This window comes from Fictibacillus sp. BK138, assembly GCF_004216955.1.
GTDB lineage: Bacteria > Bacillota > Bacilli > Bacillales > Fictibacillaceae > Fictibacillus.
In genome coordinates this window covers 2,597,027-2,618,438 of the sequence record NZ_SGXL01000001.1, presented here as the reverse complement: position 1 = coordinate 2,618,438, position 21,412 = coordinate 2,597,027, and the positions used below count along the sequence as shown (strand labels likewise).

Genomic DNA, 21,412 nt, shown 5'->3' with positions numbered 1-21,412 from the left:
TTCACACTTTCTCTAACGAATTGATCCATTTGAAAAACTTCGAAATGCCGATTGGTACGATAAAACAAATCAAACTTTGTACAAGTACGATCCAATCAGGAAGGAAGCTAAGAATTTTTGGTATCACCGATTAATCCCTCCGTACGCCAATTCTAATCTTTACCAACTTAGATTCTCCAACTTAAAGGAAATTAATCTGAAATTAGGACGATGAATCAAGCCTGCAACATTGGATAAATATGTTAAAATCATTAAGTATAAGTGGAAATGAAATGAGGGTTAGCTTAATGAAATCATCAACAACAGAGAAGAGCAAAATCCCAGACGCAATAAATGAAGTTTTAAAGATATATTTTGAACGTCTAGAAGAAAAGCTCCCGAATGTACTGGAATCTTTCTATCTCTTTGGCTCCGTTTCATTAGGTGCCTATCAGGACGGAATGAGTGATATTGATTTCTATGCAGTAGTAAGGCGCAAACTGACAGATGCTGATATTGATGTGTTAAAGCAAGTGCATCTGGAAATGAAGAAAGAGTATCCAAAACCAGGTCTGGATGGGATGTATGTTACTGAAGAGGATCTCGACGGCCGGAACGAAGGCGTTCAGTCATGTCCGTATTTTAATGAAGGAAAGCTTCAGATGTATCGCTCGTTTCATCGTAACTGGATCGATGCTTACCAGCTTAAAGCATACGGCATTGTGATAAAAGGGCTTCCAATCGAAACCTATCATATTCCGGAAGATTGGAAGCAGCTGAAAAAGAAACTCGTAGGCAACATCAACTCGTATTGGATGAACTGGACAAGAAGATGTGAAAGTGTCACTTCACTCCAATTCCCGGGTCTTTTTGTGAGCGGGAGCATGATCGAGTGGGGAGTGCTTGGGGTGACGCGACTCTTTTATTCAATAAAAGAGGAAGGTATCATCTCAAAAGTGGGGGCAGGCGAATATGCGCTTCACACCGTTCCAGAGAAGTATCATCCAATACTACAAGAGGCGATACGGATACGAAAGGGCAACAAGAAATCTCTCTACCGTTCTATCTTTAAAAGAAGAAAAGATACGCTGGATTATATGAAATACATGATAGAAGAATGTAATAGCCTAATATAAGTTAAGAGCTGACTCAGATTTAATTTGAGCAGCTTTTTTTCATGTGCCCCTACATCTCCATGGGCGGCAAAAAGTATGATAAACTTCTTTTTTATGATTCTCTTCACTTTTGTACATAATAGTAAGAGGTAAATTTTAGAAGGAAAGTGTGATTGAATGTGAAGCAGGTTACGAAGGTGTTTTGGTTTTCTCTCGTCATTTCAATACTCTTTGTGTTGTGGGGTGTGATCTCACCGAAATATTTAGAGAGTGTGATGACGGTCTGGAAAGGATTTTTCTTGAATAATTTTGGCTGGTATTATCAGTTGATCGCGACATTCTTTCTCATTTTTGCTCTTTTCTTAGTGTTTAGCCGTTACGGAAATATTAAGCTTGGTAAAGATGAGGATAAACCAGAGTTCAGCCGGCCGACGTGGTTTGCCATGTTATTCAGTGCGGGTATGGGGATCGGACTTCTGTTTTTCGGAGTGTCAGAACCGATTTCCCATTTTACAACGCCGCCAGTTGGAGAAGGGGGCACCATTCAGGCGGCGAATACGGCACTTCGCTATACGTACTTACACTGGGGATTTCATGCGTGGGCCATTTACGCGACGATCGCTTTAGTTTTAGCGTATTACAAGTTTAGAAAAGGTCTGCCAGGACTGATGAGTGCAACCCTCTACCCGCTGATCGGTGAAAAAGTGAAAGGTCCGATCGGAATTGTGATAGATATTGTTGCTGTGTTTGCGACGATTTTCGGAGTGGCTGCCTCACTTGGACTTGGAGCTGCACAAATCAATGCTGGGATGAGCTATGTGTTCGGGATTCCGAATAACTTTACCATCCAGCTTGTTATCATTGGGGTCGTGACGCTTCTTTATCTCGTTTCAGCTGGAACCGGAATTCGAAAGGGCATTAAGTATTTGAGCAATGCAAATCTTGTTTTGGCACTTGCCGTGTTCTTTCTTTTCTTATTCCTGGGTCCGACCGTGTTTTTACTCGACCTGATGGTTTCGACGTTCGGCAGCTATATTCAGTATTTGCCAAGCTTAGGGCTTCGTCTCGCTCCTTTTAATAAAGAAGATGCCACATGGGTGCAGGACTGGACGATCTTCTATTGGGCATGGTGGATCGCATGGGCTCCTTTTGTTGGTACGTTTATCGCACGTGTTTCTAAAGGAAGGACGGTAAGGGAGTTCGTCATAGCCGTCTTGGTCATACCGACACTAGTATGTGTGATCTGGTTTGCCGTGTTTGGAGGAACAGGGATTTACATGGAGATCTTCGAGAACTTGAAGGTGTCTGAACAATCGCTCGAAACTGCGCTTTTCTTTGTGTATCAGCAGCTGCCGTTTGCAATGGTACTAATTGTTCTGACGTTGTTCCTGATTTCAACGTTCTTTATAACATCTGCCGATTCGGCAACATTTGTTCTTGGTATGCAGACGACAAACGGCAGTTTGGATCCACCGAACTCTGTAAAAATTATATGGGGACTCGTTCTTTCGGCTTCAGCAATTGTATTGATGCTCTCTGGGGGATTGAACGCGATGCAGACGGCCATTATTGTCAGTGCGTTTCCGTTATCCTTTGTTCTTATCTTCATGACGGTATCCTTATTGAAATCGTTTAGAGAAGAGGTAAAAGGGAAAAGATCAAAAGCGATTAAATAGTGATAGAAAGCCTGATTATTGTCAGGCTTTTTATTATTTCGGTTAACTAATTTCAAAATATTTCAAAAATTACGACGAAAAGTGTAGACTTGTGAAAAATGAAGTGGTAATATCTTACTATATAGTACACCTTGGAGGGTATTTTGTACTATAAAATTTAAACAGGAGGGTAAAAGGGGTAGTTGATAGTTAAGTAGTTGAATTAAAAAAAACAAAAACTGAAATGCAGGAGGAAATTAATGAGATTAACAATGACGCATGAGAAGGTTAAGGATTACGAGATCAACGGAGACACAATGGCGATCGTTCCCTTTATCAATGAGAAAGGTGCTGTGTGTTCGGAAGTGTATGAACGTGAAGCAGTAATCCTGGTCGAAAAGAAACCTTTTCGCCTCATCAAAGATAACTGCCTGTACTATGGCGGTTCCTATGACGGAAAGAAGGAAGCAGCACGCATCAATATGGGCAAGATGTGCTTTGCTCCGATCATGATCGATTCAAAACTTGATCTGTATTTTTTCCCAATCCAATCACCACGAAATGATACCTGCATCTGGCTTGCACAGCCGCACATCCGAAGAATTGATAGAACTGGACATAAGCGTGCCAGCGTTATTTTTTCAAACGGCATGGATCTACCCATCGCTAACACCCGCGCTTCCTTAGTAGGAAAACTCCATCGAGCAGCTCAATACCGAAGTGTTCTTGTTAATCGAACGAATGAAAGAGAACGTGACAGAGAACGAGAAAGAGATCGTGACCCGGTCCTTACATAGAACTTTATAAATGTTATAAGCGCCTGATGCGAAATGTATCAGGCGTTTTTGTATGTAATGAATTGTTCACATTTGATCATTCAGCTGCCCATTTTTTTACAGTATGATGAAGATGAAAGCGGATACTTGATAGGAGGAATTTTAATGGCAAACTATTCGATTCATCCTGATCGTTCAACCTTACACGGCTCTTTCTCTATGGATTACGAACCTGTACTCACTATTGATTCTGGAGACACCGTACGTTTCAGTACGCTTGAGGCAGCATGGGGGTTAGAACCCTTTCCAAGTAAAGGCGTTCGTAAAAAGTTCGAACCAAGAGAACGGCCTCGCGATGGCGGTCATGCTTTATGCGGTCCCGTAAAAATAAGAGGTGCAGAACCCGGTATGACACTTGAGATTAAGATCAATGAGATTCGTCCCGGTTCATGGGGTTGGAATAGTGCCGGAGGATTTCCTCATCCTGTTAACATAGCATTAGGTATCGCAGAAGGAGAAGAATTTCACCTGAATTGGAAATTAGATTCAGATTCCATGATCGGAGTCAGTGATAAAGGGCATAAGGTGGCACTAAGTCCTTTTATGGGAGTCATTGGGATGCCCCCGAACGAACCAGGAGTTCACAGTACGACACCTCCTCGTTTTTGTGGCGGTAACATCGATTGTAAGGAATTGATCGCAGGAAGTACGCTATATCTACCTATACCGGTGTCTGGAGGGCTCTTCTCGGTTGGAGATGGCCATGCGGTTCAAGGGGATGGGGAGGTGGCCTGTCCTGCGCTTGAGTGTCCAATGGATGTCGTTGACTTAACCCTATCAGTCCGTGAAGATATGAAACTATCGATGCCTCGTGCGAAAACGCCAGCCGGTTGGATTACGATGGGCTTTCATGAAAATTTGAACGAAGCGACTACAATGGCTCTAGATGGTATGCTGAATCTCATGAATGAATTGTTCGGGTATGAACGAAAAGAAGCACTGGCCTTATCGAGCCTAGTGGTAGATCTAAGGGTTACTCAGATCGTCAATGGGGTGCGGGGTGTACATGCTGTACTGCCTCATGGTGCGATAAGATAATAGAGATATAGCAAAACGACCAGATCTTTTTGATCTGGTCGTTTCTTATGTCCTTATCATTCAAAACACGGAATAATATCTCAGTTATTTTAACGGATAAAACGCACCATTTTGCTAAATGCTTTTTCTGCTGATTCTCCATTATAGTTGGGAGAGTAAGGGTCACTGAAACCGTGTTTTCCATTGAATTTATGAATTTCGATATTCTTTTTATCTAAAGTTGAAATTAAGTCCTCCACATCAAACGATTGTTCTTCTTGCGGAAAGAATAAAATAGTCGGACATTGTGGTGTTAAATCTACATAATTTCTAATACGTGAACCATAGTATCCAACTACTCCTGTGACACAATCATCCTCACTACACAACCAAGCAACAGTAGCACCTACACTAAATCCAATGATATATATTTTTTCGTATTTATCTTTACTATCAGATAATATGTCTTTTATTTTTTGTGTAGCATAACCGAATCCTACGTTCTCCATAAAATTACGATAAGCTGCTTCTTCTTGAGAATAATCAAAAGGCGTATCTCGTTCTACTAAATTTGGACAAATAACATCAAGACTGTGATCGGATAGTAACTTGCAAAAATCGTGCATGTGTTGGTTGATTCCATAGATTTCATGTATGACAAGAACTAATGTACGAGAATCATTGTGGATTTGAATCAACTTGTACCTCCTTGACTGATAGGCTATGTTTTAATACCCAATTATTGTGCAGTTCACGTCTGGTCGTTTTCTTATACCCTTATTCCTTTAAAGCACCCGATTGCAGAATAAAGAATCACTTAGGTTCATGAGTTTTAGAAACTTTATTAACTCCTTTTCGTTGTAGGTTTTGAACACAATATCGTCAGTATCAAATAGTACAAATGCAGGGGATCTTTCTAATTCAAGAAATTTATAACTATTATTGGTATCATCTAATGAGCTTCTGCCATGGATTGTTTTGACATTATTGATATCATTTTTTTCTTGCCATTCTTGACCAAGATCATATCTACCTGCCGCCTCATTAACCACGAGAAGTGAATAATAATTTTCATCTTCCGAGAACAAAGGATGAAAGGGTGTCTGTTCGGATTCCTCTGATATGTTACATCCGATTAAAGATAATCCTAAAATACTAACCAAAATTACCTGCTTGTTTATTCCCCACCTCAATTTAGTAAAGCAAACTTCTCTAAAGCTTCTACTATACATCAAAACTCACGCTAACTACTTTCCATTCATTATTGTGGAATTTAAATGTTAAATAAAGAAATCTTGGAGGACTTTCTAACTCTCCGTCTACATTCTTGAAAAATTCTCTTAAATGCACTCTGTAAGTATTACTTTCATTGTGAAATTCAAAACCTTGTATTAACCAATCATCCAATTGCAGACCGTCATAAGGAAATAATAGCCATTGATCGTTAGCGTGATTGTTAATGTATAGTCTATTATCCTTTTCTTCGAGAATAAGGTCCCCTGAGATCATTAATTTTAATTTTTCTTTATTGCCTGAAGTATGAGCATTAACGAAATCCCTAGATAAATTACTTATATTGGAGAATAATTCTTTTTCTTTTTCGTTGACTTCGATTTGTTTTCTCAGTTCCATAATTGTCTGATTTAGTTTCTCTTGGTTCTTTTCACTTTCATTTATACTTGCTGTTAATTTTTCTTTATCTTCTTTAAGTTGAATAGTGGTCTCTTTGGTATTTGTGCAGGCTGTAATCAAGGAAATGCTACAAACAATTACAAAAATGAAAGTCTTTTTCATTTTTATCCCCCAAATTAACAAATTCATTAAATTGTATAATTCTACCAATAGGTTCAAATTCCTTCTTCTACAAACCTGTACGTTTGTTTAATAAATCCCATAAAAAAGGCGTTAATCCTTCTTAGATCAACGCACCCGATTGCTTAATAAAGAGTTCAATTGATATTAGATTATTTTATGTATGTTTAGCCACTTCTCAAATCAGTTAACTTCGATATCATAATTAAGTTCCTTGTCGTGGATTGGAAAATTCTTGTGCCATTTCCCACTAATGTTAATTCATTTTCTTGGGTAGGATTTTTGATCCCATAATATTTAAAATCAAAGAAGAGATCCCGTACATCCTCTGATAGTCTCTTGTAAGCAATAGACTCATAATATGCTGTTTCCCCATGTGTCATCTCTATATACCAGCCAGCATCAATGTAGACATTCCATTGATTCAATAATCATCTTCTTAAGAAAAAGCACATTCCATGATAGGAATGTGCTCGATACTCTTATTTTGGTATTTTTTTAAACTCCACCCATTCTGTTCATGTTGGGACCGCCGGTTTTTTGCAAAACCTTTAAGCCAGATCCGATATCAGATGCCAAGATATAGTTGCGGTCCACAAAAACTCCCCATATGTTTGCTTTGCTTGGGATATACATACCTGTCTGTTGTGGTGAAGATGGGTCGGTGATATCGACCGTTCTGACTCCGCCAGAATAATGTGAAAGGTATAATGTATTCCCGTGCACCTTTGGATCATGAACAGTAGCCCCATTAGGTATTGTTTCGGTAAATTCTGTCCTAAATGTACTTAGTAGCTCAGGATTAGTTTTATCTTTAATATCATAGATCATCGTATAGCCATAAGCAGATTCGAATCCCTCTCTTGTTGGGCCGAATACTTCTCTTGTCTCAACCAGTACAGTTCCGCCTTTTGCAAGATCCATGGAATGTGCCGCTCCTTGGACATCTGAAGCAAAGTCTGTTCTTCCGAGATATACAGGATTTTTCGCATCACTTATATCTAACATGATGGTCCCTAAATCCCAGTAAGAAAGGAAAGCCGTTTTTCCTGTTCCATCTGTTTTTACGCTATGAGCAAACGCAGCACGCTGTATGCCTTCCTCATCTGTCCAATTGTAACCATCATAATTTTCATCGCTGACTTCAGGTATGTAGGTACGAGGATTAAACTCATAAATGGTGTTCGGATTCGTAGGGTTGGAAACATCCACAATGGAAACATCCATTTTTTTGCCATGTGAGTAATAGTCAGCATAGCAATCCGCAGTCAGAACATAAACATTATCTCCTTGTACGGTCAAATACAGCTCATGTGTACCCCTTGCTCCAGAAGAAGAGGATTCCCAGAAACCGAGCTTTTTAGGTTCACGAGGATTCGTAACATCATATAATACAAAACCGCCCTGTGAATTTGGATCTTTCTGATCCATCTTTTGAACACTTACTGCCGCTAAATCACCTTTAAAATGTTTCGTGTTTACCGTTTTGACGATTACTTTTTCTTGCCAGGTACCTTGAATAGCAGCAAATACTGAAACTTCAACTGGGTTGGAAGGATCTTTCATATCAAAAACTCTGACACCTCCCCCTCCGCCATTCGCTCGGTGTGTTCCTAAATAGGCAAACCCTTTATGGGCATAAACATCTCCTGTTGAGTTTTTTACACCGTCTCGGGTTTCTTTCAATGGAACAGCAGCCACTTCCTTAAGATTGCCAGTATTCTTACTACCCTCAAGCAATGGAACAGTTAATTCTACACCGGCAAGGTTATCGCCTTTTTCCTCTCCTCCCCCAATCTCATCATGGGCTAAAACAGAAGTTCCTCCTGCTGAAAATACTAATGCACCTACCAATGCAGTTTTTACTAAAATTTCACTTTTCATTTTTTTCACCCCTATCAAATAATTAAAACAATCAATTATGTACGAACATACTGCCTCGACTAAACGTTTTTAAAAAAACTTTAGATGGTAGATATGTTATATAAATAATAATGAATATTCTGTCATTTTTATATGAACTATATTTCCTAACCTTTCTACATAATGAGACATTCCTATCTTCATTCTTTTTTACTAGAAATTTTTTAAAATATGAGGTTTATGCTAAGTATTGTTTGTTACTCACTAGGTCTTTTAACTCTAATCCAGCCAATTGCACTAGATTTTCAAAAAAGTTTACATTACTTATTACAGAAACGCACCCGATTGCGGTAGAAAAGAAATCAAAAACTTTTTCTAAACGTTTAAGTTCATTCAGTGCTAAGAGATAAATAATCTGTTAATGATATTACGCCAACCTCTTCTCCGTTTTTTTCGTATATGGATAGTGCACCCATTTGCTCTCTTTTGTCCCATCCCCACAGTTTAATGATTAATTGATATCTTAACGGAAGACCATTTTCCTCGGAAGCTGAATCCCATTTGTATTTTTCTAATTTGCTCTTTTTCTCAGTCAATTCAGCGGTCTTCGGAACGGGAAACCCTTTAAATTCTTGTGATTCTCTAAATGAAAAAAGAAAGATGAATGTAATACTAATTAATAAACCTGGAAAAATAATTAACTTCCCTAATTTCTTTTTTGTCACTTCAAACACCTCGTCAACTAAGTTTCATTTTATCTAAGCTATTCAACAATCCTGCTACGTTTGTTGAATAACGTCAGCTCATATTTTAATATAGATTCGTTTTGACATTCTGTTAATCCTTTTCCACTGCATGAGGTAAGTCAGAATAGCAGTGTATTTGCAGCAAGAAAAAACCGCAACATAAAGGTTGCGATTTATCTTGCTATTAGTTATGCACTTTAAGCTGTTCCCTCAATAAATGAACACTTATGTTGAGACTAGATTTTTTTCCTCAGGTTCAACTTAATGCTTTCTTCTTTCTGCCTCACATTTCTCTTAATCATCGTTGTTAAGAGAAATGCAGCTCCTGCAATAATTGAAGCATACACCATCAGTTCGGTCGTTGTTAACGAGAAGATCTTCGCGAGTTCGACAGAGTATGCAAATATAGTCGACGTGAACAGCTTCGATAGTGCTGCAATAATAAAAAAACTTCGAAACGTAACTCCGCCAAGTCCCGCTCCAATACAAATGATTTCGTCCGGTAAAATTGGAATGATAAACATCATTGCTAAAAAGAGGACTTCATTTCTCTGTACATAAGTCTGGTACTTTGTGAGGTGTTCTTCTTTTATCAACCTTGAAACAATGCGGTGTCCGCCAAACCGTGCAATGAAATACATGATGATGATTCCAGTCAGTGTTCCGAGGAATCCTAAAGAAATCGCTGTGACCGGTCCAAATACAGCACTAGCCGCAGCAACCGTTACGACTTCAGGAAGGGGCAGGAGAATTGGCTGCGCAAAACAGATGGCTAAGTAGATGAGTTTTGCAGCAGACTCGTGTAACTTTAATAAATTTTCAAATCCGTACATGTCTGTTAGCACTAATAACTTTGTCACGTAAAAGATAGCAAACGCGAACATGCTGACGGCAAAGAAATAGAGTGCAATTAGGCGAGTGATTTTTAAAGATTGCAGATTACGTTTACATAAGAAGAGTAAGTCGAAGGTTACGATGCAAATCGAAAGTCCGACGCCAACCAACTTAAAGATAGGCTGAATGGTCGGCAACAACTTGATCAATGTTACAAGGGTCATTGATATTAGTGTGATGTGAAGCAAAAGTTCCAGTGTGACTTGTTTTCTGGAAAAAGTGTCTGTCATGACGTTTGGTCTCCGTTCGTAAAGTCTTTATACGAATAGTTTAGTCCGAAGCATTATTGTAAGACAGTTTCTACAGAAGTATTTTGAATAAGACTTGAGACGTATTGGTCGGCACAACATCTAATAAACATAATCTGGTCCGTTTTATAAAAAAAGGGCACATTTCTTATAACAGAAATGTGCCGGATTACGGAAATCATACAATACTCTTTAGTAAAGAATTCATTCTTTTTATTTCCACTCTTCTTTTAGAATCGCGTAATAATACTCATCCCACCATTCATCTCCATGGGGGATGCACTTTTTGAAATAACCTTCTCTTCTCATGCCGATCTTCTCCATCACGCGGTAGGAGGGAGGATTCTCAGGCTGGCAGGTGGCGATGATCCGATGCAAGTTCAAAGCTTCGAATCCATTTTTCAATACTGCTTTGGCTGCTTCTGATGCATACCCTTTATTGTAGTATTTCGGATTAAACACCCAGCCGATCTCGTACGTATGATCACCGAAATATTTATGAAAAGAGATGTGTCCGATCAGAGTGTTATCCTCTAGCAGTCCTACTGCGAACTGCTCTGGCTCTGCATCTCTATTTTTATTAATAAATTCCTTCGTTTTCTCTTCTGAAAGAACGCCTTCAGGGATATATTTCATGACATCGTGATCAGATGTATACTCATGAACAGCTTCCCAATCATTTTCTTCAAAGTTTCTGATTAATAGCCTATCAGTTTTTAGATACACTGGCTTTCCTCCCACTCTTCACGAAGCAGTCCCATCCTGATAGAATCATAGTATTCTCCGTTATAAAAACGGCACTTTCGCAGTCTTGCTTCCATCGTCATTCCAAATTTTTCTCCGACCTTTATCATTCTTTCGTTTCCAGACCACGTCGTGTAGCCAACGCGCACGAGGGGCATGGTTGTAAACAGATGGTGAATCCATAGGCGGAGAGCTCTTGTTCCGTATCCGCCGCTCCAAAACGCAGGATCATAGATTCCGATGCCCATCTCAAGCCAGTTAGAAGGTTTGTGCTCCCAATAGTAGCTTACCGTTCCGATCACGTCATCATTTACTGTGATGACCCAGCGACTTTTTGACTGGACGAACTTGTCTTTTTGTTCCATGAACTCTTCAAACGGAAGAGACTTATGCTCGTAGTAAGGCGCATCCCACTTTTTCCATTCTGGTGATTCTTCTTTATAGAGCAGTTCCCATAGTTTCGGTAGGTCCTCATCAGTTATGGGTCGGATCGTTAATTCTTTATCGCTGTATGTCATATTTTCCTCCGAGTTATTTTTTCAAAGAAGTCGCTTTGACGATGTTCTTCCAATACTCCCAAGCTTTAAGGTATTCCTCAAGATCTTCGGGATGATGTCTGACACATGATGCCATTCTGAAATACAGACCCATTAGAACTTCCTCGTGCAAAAATCTATCATTCTTGTTTTGGTAAGCTTTTAATAGACTCGCCGCTGATTGAATCGTTTCTTTTGCTAAATCATCTGGTGATGAACAAAATGCATAAATCAGGTCATAAAGCGGTTCACCGTATACAGGAGTGGGGTCGATCACTCCAGTCAGTTTCTCTTCGGTAAAAATAAAATTATGTATTCCGCAATCTCCATGTAATAAGTAAGGTTGTTTGAACTCACGATTTCTGTTCCAACTTTTTATTAGTTCCAGAATAAATTCATGATCTTCCTTTTCAAGATGAGTATTCAAGATCGTTGATGACTCGTTCGCTCTGCTCAATAAGAAGCTTTGCCACGAATCGGTGAGTTCATCTGCCCAGCCCCAGTTGTCAGGTTCTGCAACAATTCTATAGTGGTTGATTAATTGCTCTACCAATGTCTGCAGCATCTCTTTTTTATTTTTCTTAGGATAGTCAACTGCTCCTGCAACGAATGAATAAACGATGTAACGGTAGGCAGGTTCTGTATATAAAAGGTCGGGCAGGAAAGCCACGTCCTTATAAAAAGCTAGAAAATGTGACTCTGCCTCTAACACGTGTGGTTCATTAAATTTAACAACGTATTTGTTATTTTCGCTGTCAGAGAGCAGATATAATTTGCTCGTTGTGCCGCCGCTTAACGGTTTCGTTTCTACTATTTTTTTTGAGATTCCAATATTCATGAGTTCGTCGATAATCGTCTTGATGTCCATACAAACACCTCCATTATCAATTTAACATAATTCTCCAATGTGTATATAAGTGAAAAAGGAGATAGAAAAAAGTTAACGAAATAATAAACTTCTGGAAAAAGAAATTCGAGGAGTGACGAGATGATTGTGTCTCATTCAGATATAAAGGTCGTTATTGGTGCTGGGGAATTTATGAACAATCCCGGCTGGATCCATACACAAGAGAGTGAGCTGGATTTACTGAATTCAAATACGTGGAATGATCGATTTCAGCCAAATTCAATAACAGCAATATTGGCTGAACATGTTTGGGAGCATCTTTCTTTTGAAGAGGGGATTGCTGCTGCAAAACTTTGTTACGACTATTTGAAGCCTTCCGGTTATATTCGCTGTGCCGTGCCTGATGGTTATTTCAGGAATGACGAATATCAAAGGATTGTTCAGATCGGCGGACCTGGACCGAAAGACCATCCAGCGGCAAGTCATATGATCGTATACAACTATCAAACGTTATCAAATTTGTTTGAGACTACCGGGTTTGAAGTGAGGTTGCTTGAGTATTGTGATGAGGAAGGGCGATTCCATCATACAGATTGGAATGAACAGGATGGAGTCATTTTTCGTTCTAAGAAAATCGATCCTCGAAATCAAGAAGAACTCGCTTTTCCATCGTTGATCGTAGATGCAATTAAGAAAGAATACTAAGGAGGTAATCGGATGATCTATGTAATGAGACATGGTCAAACAGATCTAAACAAAGAGGGAAGACTGCAAGGAAGGCAAGGTTTGCCTTTAAATGATGTCGGAGTTCAACAGGCAGAAGTGTTAAAAATCGATTTAAACCACATCAACTTCGATCTTGTCTATTCTTCACCACAAGAAAGAGCTGTTCAAACGGCGGAGATCGCAACTGGTATGACACCTGTCGTTGATCCGAGATTAGATGTATTCGATTTAGGAGAAGCGGACGGGTTGAGAAAAGTAGAAGTGATAACGGATGGAGCGACTCCTGATTCAATCATTTATCATGGAGTAGAGGACAAACAGGATTTTGTTAAAAGAGTGTTTCACTTTATGCACGAGCTGGAACAAAAGTATGGAGACAGCGAAACAAACATTCTAATCTCCGGGCACAGATGTACTACTGGAGCGGTCGGAGCTTTTTTCCATGGAATACCCACAGATCAGAACATCTTAAAATACTCATCAGATAACGGGAAATACCAAACCTATTCATTTGAAAAGAAGTCATTAGTGAAATAAAAAAAGAGAAATAGGCGTCTATTTCTCTTTACAGGTTACCCTCTGAACCTTGTTCATACGCGATAACGACCACTTTTTTGTTCGCTTGCTGGCTGATTTTCTCTTCAAGAGACTGAATTTCGTCAACCAGATTTTCTGATAGATTTGCTGCTTTAAAGTCTTTCGTGTCCATATCTTTTCATCTCTCCTTTGTAAAATTAGTCTTGCCACGAATGAAAGTGTGTATTCAATCGTTTGGAGGGATGAATTGTATAAGGGGACAAGCGTCGTTTGTCGAAGTTTCTATAAAAAATTTCATGTGTGCAATTATAGAAGATTACCGTGCATAAAATGGGATTTCTCTCAAAAATATTCTTTATGGTGCTCAATCCATCATAAATCTACCATTAGGATCTAGTTAATTCCTTCCGAAAGTGCACGTCGGCAGCATCCGGAGTAGGAACGCCTTCCCAACGGAAAATTTCTTTGTATCCGTGTCGCTCATAAAAGCCGGGTGCTTGAAAAGTGAACGAGGTTGTAAACACGTGGGTGCAGCCTCGCGCTAGTGCTTCAGCTTCAAATTCTTTCAACAGTCTAGAACCAAGTCCGTCTCCGCGTGTGTTTTCACGTACCCATGTCATGCCGATTCCCGCTGCGACACCCCAACTCCATCCGCTCATTCCTGCTGCAAGTTCACCTGAATTGTCTACAATCTTTACGGTTATTTCTCTTGCCGCATCAACCCCGGCCGTCGCTGCAGAGTTTACCTTATCCAGTTCATCGGAAAGTCGTTTATCTAAATCAGGATCTCCGTCTCCGACCGATGCGCTATATCGTTCGCCTCTTACATCTTTCACAACAATCCCCCCCGATTGAATAAAAATGATTAGCTCGAATGATATAAGTATTCTTTTTAAAAAGTATAAATGATAGTTATGATGAAAGATATAGATGGGAAAATGAGTATTGATTGATCGCATAAATTCCAACAAAAGGATGATTGTCAGTTTCTTCATATTTGTGATAGTATTAAATGCGAATGTTTGTTCTGCTATAAATGTGTTAATCCTAATACTGTGATTTTATTAATAACGTCATTTCAATGGGTTGCGCGAGTTTGTGCACACCATTTGGATGAAAGGAGAAAAAGTGAAAAATCAAAATCAATCAACTGAAACAGGGGGAACGTTCGGCAGCAAAGCCAACTTTTTGTTAGTTATGATTATGATTCTCGGTGTATTCGTTGCCATTTTGAACGAAACACTGCTGAACGTTGCTCTGACAAAAATCATGGCCGATTTTGGAATCGAACCAAGTACGGCGCAATGGCTCTCGACGGGATACCTTCTTGTTATTGGCGTTCTTATTCCGGTTACTGCTTATCTCATTCAGCGGTTTACAACAAGAAGCTTGTTTCTCGGAGCCATGTCTTTGTTTACACTCGGAACATTTATAGCCGCCATTTCACCAGGGATCGAATTTCTTATTCTCGGAAGGCTGCTTCAGGCGTCGGGGACGGGATTGCTGTTTCCTTTACTCACGAATGTCGTGTTTTCTGTTGTTCCTTTTGAAAAAAGGGGATCGGCTATGGGGACGATCGGTATTGTGATTACCTTTGCTCCTGCGATCGGACCTACTCTTTCAGGAATCATTGTCGAGCATTTCAGCTGGCGGGTACTCTTTTATGGCGTGCTGCCCATTGCACTCTTAGTTATTGGTTTTGCTTATGCAAAGCTTAAAAACGTTACAGAGACGACGAATCCAAAAGTGGATCTGATCTCGCTGCTGCTCTCAACGTTAGGGTTTGGGGGTATTGTCTATGGTTTCAGCAGTTCAGGTGAAGGACATGGAGGCTGGTCGAGCAATGACGTTTTGATTCCGATTGCAATCGGTGTTGTTTCATTAATGTTGTTTACTTGGAGACAGTTGACCATCTCAGAACCACTGCTTAATCTTCGGACATTTAAGTACAGCATATTTAGGATGTCCACACTGATCATGATGATTGTTATGATGGCAATGTTTTCAGCCATGATGCTGCTGCCGATCTTTCTTCAGAACGCGTTGGGATACAGTCCGTTGAAAGCAGGACTGATTATGCTGCCGGGCGGGATTGTCATGGGTATCATGTCTCCGATAACAGGCCGTTTATTTGATAAATTCGGTGCCAAGTGGCTAGCTCTGATCGGATTAGGTCTGATTGCCAACACGCTTTGGCAGTTTGCTCTTATCGACTTAACCACTCCATACATCACAATCATGATTTTCAATACACTCTTGATGTTAGGGATTTCAATGGTCATGATGCCGATCATGACCAACGCTCTAAACGAACTGCCGCCACCGTTATATCCTCATGGGACGGCGATTATCAGCACACTCCAGCAGGTAGCGGGTGCAGTTGGAACGGCATTGCTTGTTTCGATTATGACCAATAGCTCTGCTCGCTATTTGGAGAGTCAGGGAATGAAGGAAGATGGAGTTACCATGCAGATTCTAGCGATGATTGCTGGAATGAAGAGCGCATTCTTACTCGCCTTTGGGCTGGTTGCGATCGCCTGGATCGTTTCCTTATTCATTAAACGTGCGGTTCCACAGGCTCATGCATTGAAAGTAGAGCAAGGAACTGCAAACTAAAAAACAAGCCGGTTATCTCACTAATACAGAGATAATCGGCTTTTTTTAACCATATCCAAGTATTGCAGATCCCCTAGACCATACTCTTTAAAATTCTCAAGGAGTTCGGCTGTTAGTTCATTATCTGTGAGATGTAAATTTTGTTGAATGAACTGCAAGATATCACTGTCATCTTTTAAGTAATTTATATAAAGCTGGACTCCCTTCTTTAGAGGTGGAGGATCAATCGTTTCAGGGCTCGTCTTATGGATCAGAACTTGTTTGTATAGTTCATAATATCCTTTAGCTTCCAATGAATAATTTTCTATTGGTTCAAACTGATTATCTACAATATGAAGCGTAATCGTGCTTTGATGATTTGTCTGATCCAGCCAGGCAAGAAGCGTCAAGTAATTGATCTGACAAAACATATCAGCGTCAAACCATAGTTCGATGCTTTCAAACTCATGATTTAAGAGTGGCTGCAGAGGTTCTAACGTGACCTCAGTATACTCATCAAGTGTAACGTGATGAACGTTAGAACGAATTTCTGCAAATTCATTTGAAAAAATGTCTTCTGACGTGTTTCCATAGCACATTGCCTCGTTAAAGGGGATCTTCAGTTCATCTTGAAGGAATGGTGTTTTTGTAAAGTGCCTGTACATTTCTTGGCCGTTTAGAATATGCAGCTTCCTATTGGGACTCATCTCTATAACCTCCTGTTAATCAATATGGATACACTCTAATCTTCCTCATTTTCTATGAAACAATCAATAGTTAAATCGTAAACAAAAAACGTCTTGTTCTATGGTAAAATTAAAGACAGAAAGGGGGGAGTAAGAATTGCGTAAATTTTTATTGTTGGCTTTGCTGTATGTGTTTATCGGCACATCACTATTTCCAAACTATAATATGAAAAACTTATCATCACCACCTCAGGATGACGTGTTTGATTTATCCACTGCTGCGTCGTTCGATACTTCAACGATTATTGGCGAATATCCAACAAAAAGTAAGAAATTAAAAAAGGGTCTAATAGCTATACAGTTAAATAGCAATATACTGATAGATGAACAGACCGAATTTAAGTTTCAGCCTTCTAGTGACCACATTCACAAGGAAGCAGTATTTCTTACCCCTTATCAATTCCAATCGAATTACCTCTGATGATCATACAATCCCATTTATTCTTAAAAATCCTTAAACAACAAGGGTTTATTTCGTAAAGAAAAAAATCCATGATTCATTGTTCGGAAAAAACAAACCTTCGAACGTGTATTTGTCATGCCTAAACATGAAAAAAGGAGATTGTTATGATCGTAAAAGAAATCGAATTACCCGGAATCGGCAGAAAGTTTGAAGTGGAAATTGCAAATGGAGATAAAGTGGTGGTGATCGTTCATGATGATGGTCGACGAGAAATCTACCATTTTGATAAAAATGATTATGAAGAGAGTTTGTCCTCTGTAACCTTGAGTGATACGGAAGCAAGACAGTTTGCAGCGATTATCGGCGGTATCATCTATCGGCCGAAAGCAATTGAAAACATTGAGATGGCCTTTGATGAACTGATGATCGAATGGTATAGAATTGAACCCACATCATTTGCAGTCAATAAAACAATCGGTGAGTTAGACATTCGCCAGCAATATGAAGTATCTGTTATTGCCATTGTGAAAGGAAATCAGAAGGTGCTGAACCCTGGACCTGAAACGATGATTCATGAAGGAGATATGCTAGTTATCTCAGGAGAAAGACATGGTGTGAAAAGAATCATAAAAGAGATGTTCTCTGCTGAGGTGAAGGGTGAATGACTAACCACCTCGTACTTGAAGTAGGGACAGCCTTAGTTATCATTTCAATTGCGGCTTTGCTCGCAAACAAATTAAATTTTTCCATCATTCCGTTCCTTATCATTTTCGGGATGATTGTTGGGCCGCATGCCCCTGTTATCGGTGTATTGGACCTAACTTTTATCAACAGTAATGAAATCATAACCTTCTTTGGCAGAGTGGGTGTATTATTTCTTCTGTTCTATCTCGGCTTAGAATTTTCAGTAGGGAAATTAGTGCGGTCTGGAAAAAACATTGCTGTAGGTGGCAGTATTTATATTCTGATTAACTTTACATTAGGGTTGCTCTATGCCTTAATCATGGGCTTTCCCTTATTAGAAGTTCTTATCATCGCTGGAATCATAACCATTTCATCGAGTGCCATTGTTGCAAAGGTCATCGTTGATCTTAGACGAACAGCGAATCCTGAAACGGAACTGATTCTAGGAATAATCATGTTCGAAGATATTTTTTTAGCGGTTTACCTATCGATCATTTCAGGTTTGGTATTTGGTGATGCGACTTCTGTGTTTGGAGTAGTTAAGTCCATTTTAATCGCGTTTGGATATATGGCTTTGTTCTTTGTTATTGCCAGAACATGTACAAAACATTTGAACAAGATTCTTAATATCACGTCCAATGAGATTTTTATCATTGTGATCTTTGCTTGTTTGTTTTTTATCGCTGGATTCTCAGAGACCATTCATGTTGCGGAGGCGATCGGCGCCCTTCTATTAGGACTAGTGTTTTCTGAGACAGAGCACAGTGAACGGATTGAAAAAATGGTCATTCCGTTTAGGGATTTCTTCGGCGCAATCTTTTTCTTTAGCTTTGGTTTAAGTATTGATCCATTTACTTTAGGCGGCGCAGTATGGCTTGCTTTGGGAGCTGTAGTAATCACGATCATCGGGAATTTTGCAGCTGGAATGATCGCGGGGAGGAGAGCGGGGCTATCTCATAAAGCTTCATCAAACATCGGATTAACGATTGTTTCAAGAGGAGAGTTTTCCATAATCGTTGCCAACATCGGTATGGCCGGAGGATTAGCTTCGATTTTAAAACCGTTCTCTGCACTTTATGTATTGATCTTAGCCATCCTTGGCCCTTTGCTTACAAAAGAATCAAAGAGAATCTATACGTTCTTAAATGGGATTTTTAACTGGAAGACAGAAAATCCACAGATAAAAAAGAAAGCGAATTGAAGAAGGAGACTGTATAGATGAAAGAGGTAATTTGGTTTAGTGTTCTTGTTGTAGTTTTAGTATTGATCTGTACACATTTTTATAATCTTTCAATACCAGATCATGAGTACCCAAGTTTTCTTGAATTTTTGAAGCATGTATAATAAGGGTTGCTTTAGTACCGGTTAGCCTTCCTGGTTATACAATCAATAAAAGACCAAATCGCATGGTTGATTTGGTCTTTTTTTGTCACATAACCATAATAAATCCAGAGTGCTTCTAGAAGTAAACAAATCAATCAAATAATAATTGATTTCAAATTCTATTTATAATAAATTGGAAGGATCATATATTCAGAAGATCCTATTTTAATTAGAAAGGGATGCTAAAATGGAAAACTTTTATCTGTTTGTCCTTATGTGTATTTTTTTAATTATTTTACCCGGTCCCGATACTGCCATTGCTACCAAAAATACGCTCACCGTTGGGAAAAGCGGAGGTCTGAAAACAGCTTTAGGTACTTGTTGTGCACTTCTCATCCATACTTCAGCTGCTGTATTAGGGCTTTCAGCAATCATTGTTAAATCAGCGTTATTATTTTCTGTCTTCAAATACGTTGGTGCTGTTTACTTAATATATTTGGGTGTTAAAACATTATGGTCTCTGAAAAAAAGAGAAGCAGCAGCAAGTGTTGAGATGAATGCAGATAAACAATTTGAAAACACATCATGTTTTAAGCAAGGGTTCCTTACCAATATCCTCAATCCCAAGGTGGCTGTATTTTTCTTAACCTTTTTGCCTCAATTCGTTGACCCAGGGAGCAATACCTTTGTCCCGTTTTTAATAATGGGTATCACTTATACTGTATTGACTTCTGTTTGGTTTTTACTTTATGTCTATTTAATTAATCAGATTAGTGCATTTATGAAAAGACCTAAAGCACAAACAATGATTGAAGGAATCACAGGTACAATATTGATAGGATTCGGAATCAAACTAGCTCTAGAAAAGTCCCATACTTAAGTTGTATGTAAAAGATTGACCCTTGATCAATATCGATCGAGGGCCTTTGTATAACATCTATTTTATTGATTAATAAGGTCTCGGTTGATAAAAATAATTTGGTTTAACGATATCGTTCTTATAAGGCTTATGAAAGATATGTGTCGTGGCAGGTGACATCGGCGGAATGAGCCATGCCCAATTCCCGGTGACCGGTCTGCCGCTCTCTATTTCTTTTTCTTCAAACTTCTTAAACTGCTGTGCCGCCGTATGATGGTCCACGATGCTGACGCTGTCTTGGCGGAATGAGTGCAGTACCGCGATGTTAAGCTCAAAGAGTGCTTTATCCTTCCATAATGAGATCGAACTTTTCGTATCGAGTCCCATGAGTGAGGCGATCTGCGGCAACATGTTGTACCGGTCTTCATCGGCCAGATTCCGCCCACCGATCTCCGTACCCATATACCATCCGTTAAAGGGAGCGGCCGTATAACGGATCCCTCCAATCTCAAGAGCCATATCTGAAATGAAAGGAACACCATGCCATTTAAGCTGCAGGTCTTCAAACCACTCGTATTCAGGGTGTCGGATCTCTACTTCAAGAGCAGTGCTTTCTGGCAGTTCAAACAGCTTAGGTGGATGATCGTTGATCTGAATAACAATCGGCAAAATATCGAACTTTCCGTACTTTGGTTCCCAGCCAAGCTCCATGCATTTTTCTGTAAAAGAGATGGAAGCGGGGTCGCCAATTACGCCATCCGGTGTAGTGTAGCCGGCATATCGAATCAGTTGATGGTTCCAGATGCGGATCCGCTGATTTTCTTTTTGCGGTGCGAAGACTGAGATCGAAGGACGGATTCGCCCGCCATTTGTTGCATACGCCATGTGCTTTAAAATCGCCTCGAAAATCTCTTTTTCTGTCTTCAATTCCCTTTTATCAAAAGTGTGCATCTGATCCCAGAAAAGCCGTCCGATGCATCGATTGCTATTGCGCCAAGCCACTTTTGTGCCATGATCGATTTCTAACGAAGTGTGCTTATAAGTACCTGTTGATTCGATCTGTTTGGTGATATAGTCTATTCGTTCATCGATCTCAATCTGTGGTCTATTTAACTCCTGATAGCAGGCAGTGATAAAGTCTTTTGCTTCTTGTAAAAGAGTGGTATTCAAAATAAAGCCCCCAGCTAAAAATAAGTTATTATTATAATAGCCGAGTTTTACCGTGTTTATCGTCTTAAACTGTTACA

At 39.5% G+C, this 21,412-nt stretch carries 27 protein-coding genes; 12 read left to right on the top strand and 15 right to left on the bottom strand.

Translation table 11 applies throughout. From position 1 onward, the window contains the following. Position 1: 1 nt before the first annotated feature. Positions 2 to 127, bottom strand: a complete 126-nt coding sequence (locus EV282_RS20600; RefSeq protein ID WP_278043771.1) for a hypothetical protein — start codon at positions 125 to 127, stop codon at positions 2 to 4. 160 nt (positions 128 to 287) lie between these two features. Here EV282_RS20600 and EV282_RS13105 point away from each other — a divergent pair, with 160 nt between their 5' ends. The 4 genes from EV282_RS13105 to EV282_RS13090 all read left to right on the top strand — a co-directional run bounded on the left by EV282_RS13105 (position 288) and on the right by EV282_RS13090 (position 4,623). Further along, positions 288 to 1,115 (top strand): aminoglycoside adenylyltransferase domain-containing protein, encoded by an 828-nt coding sequence (locus tag EV282_RS13105; protein WP_165389460.1) that lies wholly within the window; start codon positions 288 to 290, stop codon positions 1,113 to 1,115. Between the two features lie 158 nt (positions 1,116 to 1,273). Continuing rightward, positions 1,274 to 2,770 (top strand): glycine betaine uptake BCCT transporter, encoded by a 1,497-nt coding sequence (locus tag EV282_RS13100; protein ID WP_130296990.1) that lies wholly within the window; start codon positions 1,274 to 1,276, stop codon positions 2,768 to 2,770. A gap of 239 nt (positions 2,771 to 3,009) precedes the next feature. Next, positions 3,010 to 3,546: a competence protein ComK gene (locus EV282_RS13095; RefSeq protein ID WP_130296224.1), complete on the top strand. Its 537-nt coding sequence runs from the start codon at positions 3,010 to 3,012 to the stop codon at positions 3,544 to 3,546. A gap of 144 nt (positions 3,547 to 3,690) precedes the next feature. Then, on the top strand, positions 3,691 to 4,623 hold the full coding sequence (locus EV282_RS13090) for an acetamidase/formamidase family protein (protein WP_130296223.1): 933 nt from the start codon (positions 3,691 to 3,693) through the stop codon (positions 4,621 to 4,623). Between the two features lie 89 nt (positions 4,624 to 4,712). On the opposite strand, the gene EV282_RS13085 is transcribed toward EV282_RS13090, so the two are convergent. The 10 genes from EV282_RS13085 to EV282_RS13040 form a co-directional block, all read right to left on the bottom strand. Beyond that, positions 4,713 to 5,300: a dienelactone hydrolase family protein gene (locus EV282_RS13085; RefSeq protein WP_130296222.1), complete on the bottom strand. Its 588-nt coding sequence runs from the start codon at positions 5,298 to 5,300 to the stop codon at positions 4,713 to 4,715. Positions 5,301 to 5,387: 87 nt separating this feature from the next. Then, positions 5,388 to 5,765 (bottom strand): hypothetical protein, encoded by a 378-nt coding sequence (locus EV282_RS13080; protein WP_130296221.1) that lies wholly within the window; start codon positions 5,763 to 5,765, stop codon positions 5,388 to 5,390. 61 nt (positions 5,766 to 5,826) lie between these two features. Then, positions 5,827 to 6,396 (bottom strand): hypothetical protein, encoded by a 570-nt coding sequence (locus tag EV282_RS13075; protein ID WP_130296220.1) that lies wholly within the window; start codon positions 6,394 to 6,396, stop codon positions 5,827 to 5,829. A 185-nt stretch (positions 6,397 to 6,581) separates the two neighbouring features. Continuing rightward, entirely contained in the window at positions 6,582 to 6,797 is a 216-nt protein-coding gene (locus tag EV282_RS13070) for a DUF3986 family protein (protein WP_242611925.1), read from the bottom strand. Between the two features lie 115 nt (positions 6,798 to 6,912). Then, positions 6,913 to 8,298: an LVIVD repeat-containing protein gene (locus EV282_RS13065; RefSeq protein WP_130296219.1), complete on the bottom strand. Its 1,386-nt coding sequence runs from the start codon at positions 8,296 to 8,298 to the stop codon at positions 6,913 to 6,915. A gap of 368 nt (positions 8,299 to 8,666) precedes the next feature. Next, positions 8,667 to 9,002, bottom strand: coding sequence for a hypothetical protein (locus EV282_RS13060; protein ID WP_242611875.1), 336 nt, complete (start codon positions 9,000 to 9,002; stop codon positions 8,667 to 8,669). Positions 9,003 to 9,259: 257 nt separating this feature from the next. Further along, entirely contained in the window at positions 9,260 to 10,147 is an 888-nt protein-coding gene (locus EV282_RS13055) for a TVP38/TMEM64 family protein (protein WP_130296218.1), read from the bottom strand. Positions 10,148 to 10,378: 231 nt separating this feature from the next. Further along, positions 10,379 to 10,891 (bottom strand): GNAT family N-acetyltransferase, encoded by a 513-nt coding sequence (locus tag EV282_RS13050; protein WP_130296217.1) that lies wholly within the window; start codon positions 10,889 to 10,891, stop codon positions 10,379 to 10,381. Beyond that, positions 10,882 to 11,427 (bottom strand): GNAT family N-acetyltransferase, encoded by a 546-nt coding sequence (locus tag EV282_RS13045; RefSeq protein ID WP_130296216.1) that lies wholly within the window; start codon positions 11,425 to 11,427, stop codon positions 10,882 to 10,884. The genes EV282_RS13050 and EV282_RS13045 overlap by 10 nt, the downstream gene beginning before the upstream one ends. Before the next feature lie 13 nt (positions 11,428 to 11,440). After that, positions 11,441 to 12,313 (bottom strand): aminoglycoside phosphotransferase family protein, encoded by an 873-nt coding sequence (locus EV282_RS13040; RefSeq protein WP_130296215.1) that lies wholly within the window; start codon positions 12,311 to 12,313, stop codon positions 11,441 to 11,443. A 120-nt stretch (positions 12,314 to 12,433) separates the two neighbouring features. Here EV282_RS13040 and EV282_RS13035 point away from each other — a divergent pair, with 120 nt between their 5' ends. Both EV282_RS13035 and EV282_RS13030 read left to right on the top strand, forming a co-directional pair. Next, positions 12,434 to 12,997, top strand: a complete 564-nt coding sequence (locus tag EV282_RS13035; protein ID WP_130296214.1) for a class I SAM-dependent methyltransferase — start codon at positions 12,434 to 12,436, stop codon at positions 12,995 to 12,997. 12 nt (positions 12,998 to 13,009) lie between these two features. Next, positions 13,010 to 13,555, top strand: a complete 546-nt coding sequence (locus tag EV282_RS13030) for a histidine phosphatase family protein (protein ID WP_130296213.1) — start codon at positions 13,010 to 13,012, stop codon at positions 13,553 to 13,555. A 28-nt stretch (positions 13,556 to 13,583) separates the two neighbouring features. On the opposite strand, the gene EV282_RS20290 is transcribed toward EV282_RS13030, so the two are convergent. Next, positions 13,584 to 13,727, bottom strand: a complete 144-nt coding sequence (locus tag EV282_RS20290; RefSeq protein WP_165389459.1) for a hypothetical protein — start codon at positions 13,725 to 13,727, stop codon at positions 13,584 to 13,586. A gap of 214 nt (positions 13,728 to 13,941) precedes the next feature. Then, positions 13,942 to 14,391: a GNAT family N-acetyltransferase gene (locus EV282_RS13025; protein WP_207224298.1), complete on the bottom strand. Its 450-nt coding sequence runs from the start codon at positions 14,389 to 14,391 to the stop codon at positions 13,942 to 13,944. Positions 14,392 to 14,668: 277 nt separating this feature from the next. On the opposite strand from EV282_RS13025, the gene EV282_RS13020 reads away from it, so the two are divergent. Continuing rightward, the gene (locus tag EV282_RS13020) at positions 14,669 to 16,171 is read left to right on the top strand and encodes a DHA2 family efflux MFS transporter permease subunit (RefSeq protein ID WP_130296988.1); all 1,503 of its coding nucleotides are present in this window, start codon (positions 14,669 to 14,671) and stop codon (positions 16,169 to 16,171) included. A 20-nt stretch (positions 16,172 to 16,191) separates the two neighbouring features. Here the strand turns inward: EV282_RS13020 and EV282_RS13015 are convergent, their stop codons facing one another. Further along, a complete protein-coding gene (locus EV282_RS13015; RefSeq protein ID WP_130296211.1) occupies positions 16,192 to 16,857 on the bottom strand; it encodes an AraC family transcriptional regulator in 666 nt (221 codons plus the stop codon). A 136-nt stretch (positions 16,858 to 16,993) separates the two neighbouring features. On the opposite strand from EV282_RS13015, the gene EV282_RS13010 reads away from it, so the two are divergent. The 5 genes from EV282_RS13010 (at position 16,994) to EV282_RS12995 (ending at position 20,186) form a co-directional block, all read left to right on the top strand. Further along, a complete protein-coding gene (locus tag EV282_RS13010; RefSeq protein ID WP_130296210.1) occupies positions 16,994 to 17,317 on the top strand; it encodes a hypothetical protein in 324 nt (107 codons plus the stop codon). A gap of 146 nt (positions 17,318 to 17,463) precedes the next feature. Next, entirely contained in the window at positions 17,464 to 17,964 is a 501-nt protein-coding gene (locus EV282_RS13005; RefSeq protein ID WP_077362328.1) for a cation:proton antiporter regulatory subunit, read from the top strand. Then, complete coding sequence (locus EV282_RS13000) at positions 17,961 to 19,184, top strand: cation:proton antiporter (protein ID WP_077362326.1); 1,224 nt, start codon at positions 17,961 to 17,963, stop codon at positions 19,182 to 19,184. The genes EV282_RS13005 and EV282_RS13000 overlap by 4 nt, the downstream gene beginning before the upstream one ends. Before the next feature lie 17 nt (positions 19,185 to 19,201). Then, the gene (locus EV282_RS20595; RefSeq protein WP_278043770.1) at positions 19,202 to 19,327 is read left to right on the top strand and encodes a hypothetical protein; all 126 of its coding nucleotides are present in this window, start codon (positions 19,202 to 19,204) and stop codon (positions 19,325 to 19,327) included. 226 nt (positions 19,328 to 19,553) lie between these two features. Continuing rightward, on the top strand, positions 19,554 to 20,186 hold the full coding sequence (locus EV282_RS12995; protein WP_130296209.1) for a LysE family translocator: 633 nt from the start codon (positions 19,554 to 19,556) through the stop codon (positions 20,184 to 20,186). A 69-nt stretch (positions 20,187 to 20,255) separates the two neighbouring features. Here the strand turns inward: EV282_RS12995 and EV282_RS12990 are convergent, their stop codons facing one another. Further along, positions 20,256 to 21,335, bottom strand: a complete 1,080-nt coding sequence (locus EV282_RS12990; RefSeq protein ID WP_130296208.1) for a nitric oxide synthase oxygenase — start codon at positions 21,333 to 21,335, stop codon at positions 20,256 to 20,258. Between the last annotated feature and the right edge of the window lie 77 nt (positions 21,336 to 21,412).